We start from the raw sequence: 11,834 nt of genomic DNA on the forward strand, positions 1-11,834 counted from the left end.
TAAAGAGTTCTAATGAGGTAAAATGAAAGTTTGGTTTGTAATCAAGCTATGATTGGTGTTGTTGAAGTTCAATTGTAAATAGAATTCTTTTTTTATTGAGGATTAAATGCTCCAAAATGCCAAAGAATACCAGAAGGATCGTGTAAAAAACATTCCTTTCCCCAATCGAGATAGCGAATAGGAACTAATTTTACAGAAGGATACTTTTCATTTAAACGCAAAGCTTTCAATGATTCCCATAATTCTTCTACATCTTCAACTTCCATAAAAACCATTGTATTCTCAATCCAGTCTTTTACATAAGCATCTTGTAGATAGAAGCCAAAATTAGCAGTACTGAAATAACTCATATTGGTAGAAAGAATACTTTCATTAAAACCTAGCTCTTTATAAAATTGTCTCGATTCTGTGTAGTTTTTTGAGCCTATAAAGGGACGGATGGATTTGGTTTGGAATTGCATTTGTTTGGGTGTAATGAATTGATCGTTAAGAATTAAATCTTTTTTGTAAATATTCAATATTGGCTTTCATAATTACTTGTAATTGATCCAAATCAATATCGTTGAGTTTATTAACATACAAACAAGCTTTACCTCTTTTGAATTTACCTAAACTTGTTAAAAGGGGTTCGTGCTCTTCGAGTCCAGTAAAAACATACAGCGAAATTGCAGATTTTCTTGGAGAAAAACCCAACAGAGGCGCAGTTCTCTCGTGTCCACTTTCGTATTTGTAGTGATATTTGCCAAAGCCAATAATTGATGCTCTCCACATTGTAGCTTCGCAACCAGAAACAGCCTGCATAATTTTAACTAATTTTTGGCTGTCTTTTTTCTTTTGTTCTGAATCGGCAAATTTTTCAATAAAATCAGCTACATTTTGATCTGTTTCGGTAGTTTTTTGTGCCATCTTCTTTAAAATTAATATAAAAAATAAAGTTAGCTTTTATTTTGTAAATTAAACAAAAGCTAACTTGTAATTAATTGAAAATAGGAGTGTTATTTATTTTTTACCCAAAATTTTCTTTATGATGGTTACGATAAGTAGTGTAATTCCACCAAACACTAAGCCAAATAAAGGCTCTTTGATGAAGCTAGGAACTCGTGGTAGCACGTGATGTAAATAGTCGATTTGGTGGGCAAAAATTCCACCAGCTACCATAATTAAAGCAATAGTTCCGATTACGGCTAAACTTTTAATGACTTTAGGTAAAGCGTTAACCAAAAAGTTTCCAATTTTGGTTAAAAAACCATTTTCTTTACTGCTTAGTTGCATTAGTTTGAATCCCATATCATCCATACGAACAATTAAAGCTACAATACCGTATACACCAATAGTAGCAATAATGGCAACTATAGAAACTACGGCAATTTGAGTGGGGACTGATTTCTCTAAAACGGTTCCTAAGGCAATGATTACAATCTCAACAGAGAGGATAAAATCTGTAACAATAGCGGCTTTTATTTTTCCTTTTTCCTGTGCAAGAATCTCTTCTTCGGTAAAAGATTGGGTTAATGAAATCTCAGCTTCGTGATGATGATGCGGAAAGAAATATTCATAAATTTTTTCAGCACCTTCATAAGCTAAATAAAGCCCTCCCAAAACTAAAATTACTTTAATGGCTATAGGAGAAAAAGCACTAAGTACAAAAGCTATTGGAAGAATGATTAGTTTGTTCAAAAAAGAACCTTTAGTGATGGCCCACAATACTGGAAGTTCTCTTGAAGAAACAAATCCTGAAGCTTTTTCGGCATTAACAGCTAGGTCGTCTCCTAAAATTCCAGCTGTTTTTTTGGTAGCAATTTTACTCATTGCTGCCACATCATCCATTATTGCTGCAATATCATCTAAAAGTGCAAAAAAACCTGATCCCATATATAATTATTTAGTTTAGTGAAAGTTATAGCTAAAGAGCTAATTTGATTATTGTTTTTTGTCGTTTAATTCAGCTAAACTACTACATTTTTGATTGAATTTCCATTCGATTTTAGATAAAATTCACCTTTTTTTGAAGCATTTTACTTTTTGTTTACAAATGATGAGAAGTATTAGAGCTAATTATCTGGCTAGAAACTATAATCCAAGAAGAGCATTGATTTTCCGTTCTTATATATGGCAACTTTTTGATTATGAATATTTTTTTTTATACCTAAAACACGGCAATTTTTCCAGTTTGTGCTTCACCTGAACTTGTTACTATTTTATAAACATAAACACCTACCGAATTGATTTTTAAATTAACGGTATTGGTTTTTGAAACTAAAGGGCAAGTCATCGTATTTTGACCATTTAGGTTGTATAAATAAAATATTGAAGCGTCTTCTTTTTTGGCTTCTACGATTAGTTCTTGATTTTTTTTCAATAAAGTTGGATACACAAAAAAGAAATCATTTCCGAGATAGTTAGCGTCAAGAACAGAAGAACTTATGTTGTTGTTGGTTTGTAAAACGATATTGATTCGGTATTTATTATTCCCTTTGGTTGGGTTTGGATCTATAAAAAAGAACTCTTTTGAATTAATGTTATCAATTGTTGCGAGGATATTTTCAGTGGTATTGACAACTTTTATAAGCTCAATTTTTTTAATGTTGTATAAGCTGAAAAGACTTGCTTTTATTTTGATTTTATCTTCTTCAAAAATTTCGGCAAAAGAGAATTCAAAGTAGCAATTTGAATTTGCTAGAAATTGTAAGGTTGCTTCACTTTTTATTCCCTCGTTATTTCCGAAAAGAGGAGCTACAGTAATCGTTTTTTCATTGCTAAATGTATAGGAAGTATTGGTGGTTTGGGTTTTGAATTGCATTTTATCCCCAATTAATTCATAAAGGTTAAATGCCACTACATTTTTAGGTTTTTCCCAAGTAATTTCGGTTGTACCATCGCAAACCAAAGTGGTATTAATGTTTAAATCATAAGAAATAGTAAACGTTTCAGAGAGGTAATCGACGCCTCCAATCTTCATCTTTAGTTTTGCTTTAGTAAATTTTTGCTCAGCGGGAGTAAAAGTAAACTGTTTATTATCTAGAGTAATAGTGTTGGCGATGATTTCCCAAGTTTGTCCATCGTCATAACTAATAGACAATTGCCCAGAAGTACCCGTAAATGAGGAAGTCCATTTGAAAGGAGATATCGTTCTTCCATCATAGGGGAAATTGTCGTTTTGTAAAGGATAATTCCACTCAAAATGGTTGTTTACTTCGTATTCATAAGCAATGCTATAATCTTGAGAAACTGAGGCGAGAGTTTTACTACTGATTTGAATGGTGTACGTTCCCGTTGTAGGGTTTTCAACTACAATTTGTTCTATGTTGTTGATTTTATCCTTTCCTCTTGTAGCGGGTTGTTGTGGAGCGTCGGGGTTAAGTACCCAAGGTAAATAGGTTTTGTTGTCTGGGGCAATAAGTTCTAAATCAAGATCATTCATCAAACTAATATTGCTATTGATTGCAGCAGGTAAATCGTTCCAAACCATCGTTATTTTGAGGTTTTTGGAATTATCAGGAATAGTAACAAGATGTGAATTGGTTTGATTTGAAGTTGAAGTCCCGTTAATTATTCTATTTTTGCTTATTGTTTTTAGGGCATTATAGGCGTCAACATTTCCGTAACCGTAATTGAAGTCAGGGCCAATATTCCCAACATCTTTGGCACTATTAATTAAAATGGCTTTGGTTTGTGCATTAGTCAAAGCGACGTTGTTTTTGGATCGATAATGTTGCTTCATAAGCGTTATTATTCCAGTGACTAGTGCTGTAGCGTTAGATGTTCCTTGTGTGCTATAGGCTACCACTTCAGGTTTTACTCGTCCATCGTATGCTGGGCCTTTGGAAGAAAAGGACAAAATTGTTTCATTTTGGTCTATACAACCTACCACGATACTATTTTTGGATTGTTTAAAATTTCCAGTAATAGATTTATAACCTTCGATTCCTTTATTTCCTGACGAAAAGCAGTGAGTAATATTAGGATTGAGGAAGAGTTGTTCATCATAGGCATTGGCTAAAGAACCATAAAAGTTTTCAATTAAGGTGCCATACGAATGATTCTGAGTGGTCGAACCTTGGAATGTACTGATGTCATCAGGAAATATCTTTAAATAATCAGAGGATTGTATTTTTGACTTTGGTGCAACTCCTTTTCCTAAAATCGAACTATTACCTAGGCCAGAAGCTATTGTCGCCATTGAGCTTGCGTGACTTGATACAGAAGTGGAATGTGTAGTTGAAGAAATATGTTTGTTCAATAAATCAATATCATTCAAATCGAAGAAATCATCTTTGATAGATACGATTTGGTTTTCCCCTGTAATTAGCGGGAAAGAAGTATTCGCTTTTGTAATATTATTGATTGTAAAATTTTGATCTACAATTTTGCTTTCTGTTTTAGGTTCAAATGATTCTCGAGTTACTGATACAACACTAGTAAAGGTAATGATTTGCATTATTTTATCACTATTGCTTTTTATACTCACCAATTTATCGTTTATATATTCTATTGGTATAGGAGAAATTGATTTCAAATCGGTCAATAGAGATTGTATATCATCAGTGGCTATTACGTATTGTTCATTTCGCAGGTGCATAGAAAAGTCTACAGGTAGTTTCCAGAGATTATTAGTAGCAATTATCTCTTTCGGTAATCTTTTAGTTGTCTCGCTTTTGTTTTCGATGATACAAAAACTATCGTCTAGTTTTTTTACTACTTTGTATTTGTAGATATTGGCATTTTGCAAAGTTGTGAAATAATATTTTTGACTTCTTTTTTCGTTATTGTATTCTAGATATTGCTTCCATTTATCGAAGTTTTGAGAAATACAAATCGTTGTAACTAAAAAGAGAAGTAGGCAGGTGCATCGTGTTTTCATGTATTTTGGGACATTTTACATTTTGTTAAATCTAATGAAAACTAAGTAAGGTTTGACACTTACATCTTTTATTATACAAAAGGTACTAAGCTAATTTTACTGTATTCTTATTTAAAGAGTTACCTTTTTCTGTTTTAATCAAAGTTATTAAAATATTTGTAACATTATACTTATTTAATTTTATTTCAATAACCAACTACAAGTTCCTTAAGGTTATTTCTTTTATGAAAGAAAGATGATTATTCAATTTAATTTTCGTCTCTATTTTTTATAAAAAATATGTTTTAGTCGATTTTATCTTTAAGATTGATTTTTTTGTGTTTAATGATCTGATTTTGATTTATTTACTCTCAATTGTTGATTTTGCTCATATTTTTATAAAATATCGACAAACATTTACTTAACAAAATCATAATGTTTTGTTAAAATATGATTTTTATAGGTTTAATAATACTAAAAATATCTAAATTTGATATTGATGTTTTGATGTAGCCCCTTCAAAATCAAACCATTAACTAACCTAAAAAATATTAACAAATGAGAAAATTAAAAACAATTTTCGCTGTGTCATTAATTGTGGTGACACTATTCTCTTGCAACAAAGAAGATGATACCAATTCATTAAACCAAGAAGCCACTCAAATTTCACCTGAAATATTGGGTAAAATTAGTTCACTATCATTGAACAACAAAGATGTCAAAGTGGTTAAGAACACTAAATTAGACGGAACTACTGAAGATGCCTTTTTAATCGAAGGAGATATTCTTATCACCAAAGCACAATTGGACAAAATGGATCTTCATGGTGGTATAACTACAGAACAGTATCGTACTAATAATTTAGTATCTGCACCAAGAACTATAAGAGTTGTTGGTCTTACTGGTACAGGAACTAGTGCTTTATCTACTAATATGCGTGCTGGATTGCAGGCTGCAATAAATAGATATAATAGTCTAGGATTGTCAATTACTTTTACGCTAACGTTTAGTTCTAGTACTACGGGTGCTAATATTGTAGTAAGAAGACAAACAGGTTCCGCAGGTGGGGTAGCTGGTTTTCCTACAGGAGGATTGCCTTACAACAGTATAACATTATATTCTGGATTGGACACCTATTCTACTGGGGTAAATGCACACGTTTCTGCGCATGAAATTGGGCATTGTATAGGTTTACGCCATACCGATTGGTTTAGTCGTCAGAGTTGTGGATCTAATCAGAGTGAAGGAACTGCAGGTGTTGGTGCCGTTTTAATTCCTGGAACTCCTTCTGGTTATGATGCTACGTCTTACATGAGAGCTTGTTTTAGCGGAAGTGAAACAGGAGCGTTCAACAGTAACGACATAACTGCTCTTAATTATTTATATTAGATTTTGATTGGGGGCTATATTAAAATTAGGAAAGGCTGTCTACATTTTAGAGACAGCCTTTTTTTTATTTGAATCTAAATAAGAATTACAATTTTTCATCAGCAGCACCAACTTCCTTGATTTGATCTAAGATGTTGGTTTGATTAGGGGAAATGTAATTTTTAGTTTCAATAGAAGTTTCTTTTTTGAAAAGAAGATCTAAGGCATTGTATAATTTTAATAAAACGTCTCGGTCTTGTTTATCGATTTCCACCGCACTATTAAAATTAAAGACGTAATTATTGGAATTACGAACTTCTACTTTAATCGTTTTCGGGGTGATTTTAAATTTAACAATATCCATTATTAGTACTCTGTGTTATAAATAGAAAATATAAAAAACTACATTTCTTTAAAAGAAAAAGCAAAAATACATGAATTTAAGTAGATTTTTGAATTCTTGTGTTTTGAATTACAAAAAAACACCAATCTTTCGACTGGTGCTGTTTGAAATGTTTTCAGAGTTATCCTAAAAGGTTTTAATTGTAAAATCAAGTTTATTATACCAATTCACTTTGATTTCTAAAAACGAGTTGGTTATCGAAGGCGTCGATCAAAACGATGCTATCGGTGGTGATTTTGCCCGACAGAATTTCTTTCGATAACTCGTTGAGTACTTCACGCTGAATGACACGTTTTACAGGTCTAGCCCCAAATTGAGGATCGTAGCCTTTTTTGGATAAATAGCTTATCGCTTCGGGAGTTGCGTCCATGGTGATGCCTTGTTGTGCCAACATTTTCGTCACGCTTTTCAATTGTAAACCTACAATTTGAGCAATATTGGCGTTGGTCAGCGGGGTAAACATCACGATTTCGTCGATACGGTTGATGAACTCAGGACGAACGGTTTGTTTTAGTAAGCCTAACACTTCTACTTTGGCAGCTTCGGTTGCGGCTTCTACACTACCTTTTAAATTCTCGAATTTATCTTGAATAATTTGGCTTCCCATATTCGAGGTCATGATGATAATGGTGTTTTTGAAATCGGCCAAGCGTCCTTTATTGTCTGTTAATCGACCTTCGTCCAGCACTTGAAGCAAGATATTAAACGTGTCAGGATGTGCTTTTTCGATTTCGTCTAACAGAATCACAGAATAAGGTTTTCTTCGCACGGCTTCGGTCAATTGTCCACCTTCGTCATAACCTACGTAACCCGGAGGCGCTCCAACCAATCGGCTCACGCTGTGGCGTTCTTGGTATTCGCTCATGTCGATTCGGGTCATGGCATTTTCATCGTCGAATAGATATTCGGCTAAGGCTTTGGCCAATTCGGTTTTACCTACACCGGTAGTTCCTAAGAAAAGGAAGGTTCCCACGGGTTTTTTCATGTCCTGCAAGCCTGCACGACTTCTGCGAACAGCGTCGCTCACTGCCTCGATGGCTTCTTCTTGTCCTACCACGCGTTTGTGAAGCTCATCCTCTAATTTTAATAGTTTTTCGCGTACGCCTTGAAGCATTTTCATTACGGGAATTCCGGTCCATTTGGCTACGACTTCGGCAATATCTTCACGAGTTACTTCTTCTTTAATCAAAGAAGTTCCGGATTGATTTTCCTGTAATTGGTGCGTTAGTTTTGCTAATTTTTCTTGTGCTTCTTTGATTTTACCGTAACGAATTTCGGCTACTTTTCCGTAATCGCCTTCACGTTCGGCACGTTCGGCTTCGTATTTGAAGTTTTCAATTTCGGTTTTTACCAACTGAATATTGTCTACTACATCTTTTTCAGATTTCCATTTGGCGTAAATTTCGTTGCGATCTTCTTTCAAATTCGACAAATCTAAGCCTAACACTTTTAGCTTGCTTTCGTCTTTTTCGCGTTTGATGGCTTCGATTTCAATTTCTAGCTGCATGATTTTTCGATCGAGTACATCGAGTTCTTCGGGTTTGGAGTTGATTTCCATACGTAATTTAGAAGCCGCTTCGTCCATCAAATCGATAGCTTTATCGGGTAAGAATCGATTGGTAATATAGCGTTGCGACAATTCCACCGAAGCGATAATAGCTTCGTCTTTGATTTGTACTTGGTGGTGTGTTTCGTATTTTTCTTTGATTCCACGCAAAATCGAAATGGCACTCTCGGTATCGGGTTCTTCAACCATTACTTTTTGGAAACGACGTTCTAATGCTTTGTCTTTTTCAAAGTATTTTTGGTATTCGTCCAAAGTAGTGGCTCCAATAGCACGCAATTCGCCACGCGCCAAAGCTGGTTTCAAAATATTGGCCGCGTCCATGGCACCTTCGCCACCGCCAGCTCCTACCAGCGTGTGAATTTCGTCTATGAATAACACAATATCTCCTTCAGAAGCAATGACTTCTTTGACTACCGATTTCAAACGTTCTTCGAATTCTCCTTTGTATTTGGCACCCGCAATAAGCGCTCCCATGTCTAGAGAAAAAACAATTTTGTCTTTTAAGTTTTCTGGAACATCGCCTGCTACGATTCGGTGCGCTAAGCCTTCGGCAATGGCGGTTTTACCCACCCCAGGTTCTCCCACCAACATCGGATTGTTCTTGGTTCTACGGGTTAAAATTTGAAGGACACGACGAATTTCTTCGTCACGCCCAATCACGGGATCTAATTTGCCGTTTTTGGCTAATTCGTTGAGGTTTTTGGCAAATTTGTTTAAGGAATTATAGGTTTCTTCCGCAGAAGCCGAGGTAACGCGTTCGCCTTTGCGCAATTCGTCTATCGCAGCTTTGAGTCCTTTTTCGGTCACGCCTTGATCTTTTAGGATTTGGGCAACTTTACTTTTAGAAACAAAAATCGCTAGGATTAAATGCTCAATACTAACGAATTCATCATTCATTTTTTTGGCAATAATTTCGGCTTCGTTGAGCGCTGTGTTCGCACTTCTCGACAATTGAATTTCGCCACCGGTTACTTTTGGAAAATTTTGAATTTGACTATCCAAAATTTGAAGAAACAAAGGCACGTTAACGTTCAGTTTTTTCAAAAGAAATGGCGCTACATTCTCGTCTACTTCAAAAATAGCTTTGAAGAGATGTTCGTTTTCTATTTGTTGTTGTCCTAGGCTTTGCACCAATTGTTGGGAGTGCTGAATGGCCTCTTGGGATTTGATGGTAAATTTGTTTATGTTCATGTTAGCCCCCTAACCCCCAAAGGGGGAATTCCTACTAGGGGTCAATAGGATTTTAATAATTTATTCCCAACTTTCACTTAGGTGAAAGAACTAAATTAGGTTATTACTTTTCCCCCTTTGGGGGTTAGGGGGCTTTTGCTTACTTTTGTGAATAAAGCGTCAAATGGTATTCCAATATAAATTTACGGACATTTTGACTGTTTATTTTTAAATTTTAGTATTATTTAACGACAAAAAGACATAAAAAGAGACAAAATGAGCCTATTTAATTCCTTATTTGGTAGTTCAGAAGAAAAAAAAGAATCGGTTAGTAAAGTCAATTGGATTCCGTTGCAATTGATGGGGCAATTAGACGAATTAACAGCGCTTTCTAATGAAAAGCCCATATTTATTTTCAAACACAGTACCCGTTGTAGTATTAGTCGATTTGCCTTAAAACAATTTGAAAACGAATTTGATTTGCACGATGTTATGGATGCCTATTTCTTGGATTTGATTACGTATCGTGAGATTTCAAATGAAATTGCTGCTCGTGTTGGCGTGCAACATCAATCGCCTCAATTGATCTTGATTAAGGAAGGAAAAGCCATTTATGATGCCTCGCATAGTGATATTGAAGCAGGGGTTTTGAAAAAGTACGTTTAATTTATTTCATTTAGATAATAAATTAAAATACTATTCTCTGGGCTGAAATGTACTAGATTTAACATCAAAAAAATAATAAAATGACGACTATTGAAATAGTAAAAGTAAAGCCTAATGAAATTCTTCCATTGCAAAAAATAGGAATACAGACTTTTCAGGAAACTTTTTCTGATTTTAATTCGGAAGAGAACATGAAGAACTATTTGGACAAAGGTTTTTCTGTTGAAAAACTTGCTTTAGAGTTGCTTACAAAAGATTCTGAGTTCTATTTTGCTACCCATGACAATGAAATCATTGGATATTTGAAAGTTAATTTTGGTGATGCTCAGACCGAATTAAAAGATAACAAAGCGCTAGAAATAGAACGGATTTATGTACTGAATGCCTTTCACGGGAAGCGTGTGGGACAATTACTTTATGATAAAGCCATAACTATTGCTAAAGAAAAAGGTGTCGAATACGTATGGTTAGGGGTTTGGGAAAATAATGTTAGAGCGATGCGTTTTTATACTAAAAATGGTTTTGTGGCTTTTGACAAACACATTTTTAAGTTAGGCGATGACGAGCAGACCGATATTATGATGCGCTTGAAATTGAATAATTAATACTAAAAAAGCACTCTTTTTTTAAATTTTAAAAGAGTGCTTTTTTAATTAAAAACTTCCTGAAGCGCCACCACCACTGTAATCCCCACCACCAAAATTCATAGGAGATTCCTCTATTTTACTTTCTGGTTTTATGCCAAAGGATGCAACAGCTACCAAGGCTTCTGCGTTTATGAAATCCTTCTTTTGAGTTAATTTATCCACCTCAAAAGTGATTCCGCTAGTTTTGTTTTTTAATTTCTTAATCGAAAAAGAGGCTATACTAAAAAGTAAAATTCCTCCCAATGTAATTGCAATTTCAATTGGCAGTAGTGAATGATAATATCGAATCGTAAAAATTGAAAAGGCAACGCAAAAAACACCAATCCATAATAAGATCTTATCCTTCGTTTTTAGAGCTAGTACCAAGTAAAGAACTGGAATTGCAATGGTAAAAAAGTAAAAGAAAAAGGCAAATGGAATGTCTTGGTCTGGTTCTAGATATACTCCGAGTAATTGAGAAGAGAGTTCTCTTACTACTAAATAATTGCAAGAAAGGTAGACTAGAATTAAGCAAAAACTATTACCTAGTACTAATCCTTTATGATAAAATAAGTGTTGTAAATGCGCTAATTTTCTTTTAGTAAACAAATAAAATAATATGCCAAATAGCAGAGTAGCAAATGGTAAAATGATTTTGCCAATGGTTCCTATTTCTAATAAAGCATAGAAAAAAGTAACACTTGCAGCGAAACAAAAGGCAAGAAGAGATAGAAGGTGTAAGAATCTTTTATACAACAAAAAAGAAGCTATAGCCACAAAAATTGCGATGACTAATTCAAATTGATCTGAAGTGATTCCGATGGCAATGCCGAGATTTAAAATACTTCCCAAAATAAAAGCATCGTCAATACCATAATTTTTATAGTTTTCTTGGGCTAAAAACTCAGCAGCAGCCCATCCAATTATTGCAAAAAGATAAAAACAAAAACGGAAATAGGATTCTCCAATTTGCATCCCAATGATTGAGATGGTGCCGCAAATTGAAGCATAAAGTAGGCTTCCAAGGATGAAAAATGCCAGGCGAAGTAGTAGGTTTTTTTGTGACTTAAAAACAGGTAAATTGTTTTTTATACAATCAGCTTGTTCTTGATTGATAAAATCAGCATTCAAAAAAATATCAGTTTCTTCAATTAAAACGATGTTCGTTAATTTATTTTCGTCGTAAGCTCTCAT

General features: G+C 34.3%; 10 protein-coding genes. 3 read left to right on the top strand and 7 right to left on the bottom strand.

Annotated elements, in window-relative coordinates; translation table 11 throughout:
- Positions 1-92 precede the first annotated feature (92 nt).
- The 4 genes from O9307_RS00700 to O9307_RS00715 form a co-directional block, all read right to left on the bottom strand.
- Positions 93-461, bottom strand: a complete 369-nt coding sequence (locus O9307_RS00700) for a glyoxalase (protein ID WP_298294203.1) — start codon at positions 459-461, stop codon at positions 93-95.
- Between the two features lie 25 nt (positions 462-486).
- Positions 487-906, bottom strand: a complete 420-nt coding sequence (locus O9307_RS00705) for a DUF1801 domain-containing protein (RefSeq protein ID WP_298294206.1) — start codon at positions 904-906, stop codon at positions 487-489.
- Positions 907-999: 93 nt separating this feature from the next.
- Positions 1,000-1,872 carry a DUF808 domain-containing protein gene (locus O9307_RS00710; protein WP_298294209.1) on the bottom strand — a complete coding sequence of 291 codons (873 nt, stop codon included), beginning with the start codon at positions 1,870-1,872 and terminating at the stop codon, positions 1,000-1,002.
- 274 nt (positions 1,873-2,146) lie between these two features.
- Positions 2,147-4,861: a S8 family serine peptidase gene (locus O9307_RS00715; RefSeq protein WP_298294212.1), complete on the bottom strand. Its 2,715-nt coding sequence runs from the start codon at positions 4,859-4,861 to the stop codon at positions 2,147-2,149.
- A 537-nt stretch (positions 4,862-5,398) separates the two neighbouring features.
- Between O9307_RS00715 and O9307_RS00720 the strand changes: the two genes are divergently transcribed.
- On the top strand, positions 5,399-6,229 hold the full coding sequence (locus O9307_RS00720; RefSeq protein ID WP_298294215.1) for a M57 family metalloprotease: 831 nt from the start codon (positions 5,399-5,401) through the stop codon (positions 6,227-6,229).
- Positions 6,230-6,314: 85 nt separating this feature from the next.
- Here the strand turns inward: O9307_RS00720 and O9307_RS00725 are convergent, their stop codons facing one another.
- On the bottom strand, positions 6,315-6,572 hold the full coding sequence (locus O9307_RS00725) for a hypothetical protein (RefSeq protein ID WP_298294218.1): 258 nt from the start codon (positions 6,570-6,572) through the stop codon (positions 6,315-6,317).
- A 196-nt stretch (positions 6,573-6,768) separates the two neighbouring features.
- Complete coding sequence (gene clpB / locus O9307_RS00730; protein WP_298294221.1) at positions 6,769-9,369, bottom strand: ATP-dependent chaperone ClpB; 2,601 nt, start codon at positions 9,367-9,369, stop codon at positions 6,769-6,771.
- 255 nt (positions 9,370-9,624) lie between these two features.
- Here clpB and ytxJ point away from each other — a divergent pair, with 255 nt between their 5' ends.
- A complete protein-coding gene (gene ytxJ / locus O9307_RS00735; protein WP_298294224.1) occupies positions 9,625-10,014 on the top strand; it encodes a bacillithiol system redox-active protein YtxJ in 390 nt (129 codons plus the stop codon).
- A gap of 80 nt (positions 10,015-10,094) precedes the next feature.
- Positions 10,095-10,619, top strand: coding sequence for a GNAT family N-acetyltransferase (locus O9307_RS00740; protein WP_298294226.1), 525 nt, complete (start codon positions 10,095-10,097; stop codon positions 10,617-10,619).
- A 48-nt stretch (positions 10,620-10,667) separates the two neighbouring features.
- On the opposite strand, the gene O9307_RS00745 is transcribed toward O9307_RS00740, so the two are convergent.
- Positions 10,668-11,834: a hypothetical protein gene (locus tag O9307_RS00745; RefSeq protein ID WP_298294229.1), complete on the bottom strand. Its 1,167-nt coding sequence runs from the start codon at positions 11,832-11,834 to the stop codon at positions 10,668-10,670.

It is taken from the genome of Flavobacterium sp. (assembly GCF_027531905.1).
Taxonomy (GTDB): domain Bacteria; phylum Bacteroidota; class Bacteroidia; order Flavobacteriales; family Flavobacteriaceae; genus Flavobacterium.

What these genes read in the sequence shown, in the direction of transcription:
- O9307_RS00700 (WP_298294203.1), bottom strand. Translation starts at nt 461, where the DNA reads ATGCAATTCCAAACCAAATCCATCCGTCCCTTTATAGGCTCAAAAAAC.
- O9307_RS00705 (WP_298294206.1), bottom strand. Translation starts at nt 906, where the DNA reads ATGGCACAAAAAACTACCGAAACAGATCAAAATGTAGCTGATTTTATT.
- O9307_RS00710 (WP_298294209.1), bottom strand. Translation starts at nt 1,872, where the DNA reads ATGGGATCAGGTTTTTTTGCACTTTTAGATGATATTGCAGCAATAATG.
- O9307_RS00715 (WP_298294212.1), bottom strand. Translation starts at nt 4,861, where the DNA reads ATGAAAACACGATGCACCTGCCTACTTCTCTTTTTAGTTACAACGATT.
- O9307_RS00720 (WP_298294215.1), top strand. Translation starts at nt 5,399, where the DNA reads ATGAGAAAATTAAAAACAATTTTCGCTGTGTCATTAATTGTGGTGACA.
- O9307_RS00725 (WP_298294218.1), bottom strand. Translation starts at nt 6,572, where the DNA reads ATGGATATTGTTAAATTTAAAATCACCCCGAAAACGATTAAAGTAGAA.
- clpB (WP_298294221.1), bottom strand. Translation starts at nt 9,369, where the DNA reads ATGAACATAAACAAATTTACCATCAAATCCCAAGAGGCCATTCAGCAC.
- ytxJ (WP_298294224.1), top strand. Translation starts at nt 9,625, where the DNA reads ATGAGCCTATTTAATTCCTTATTTGGTAGTTCAGAAGAAAAAAAAGAA.
- O9307_RS00740 (WP_298294226.1), top strand. Translation starts at nt 10,095, where the DNA reads ATGACGACTATTGAAATAGTAAAAGTAAAGCCTAATGAAATTCTTCCA.
- O9307_RS00745 (WP_298294229.1), bottom strand. Translation starts at nt 11,834, where the DNA reads ATGAGAGCTTACGACGAAAATAAATTAACGAACATCGTTTTAATTGAA.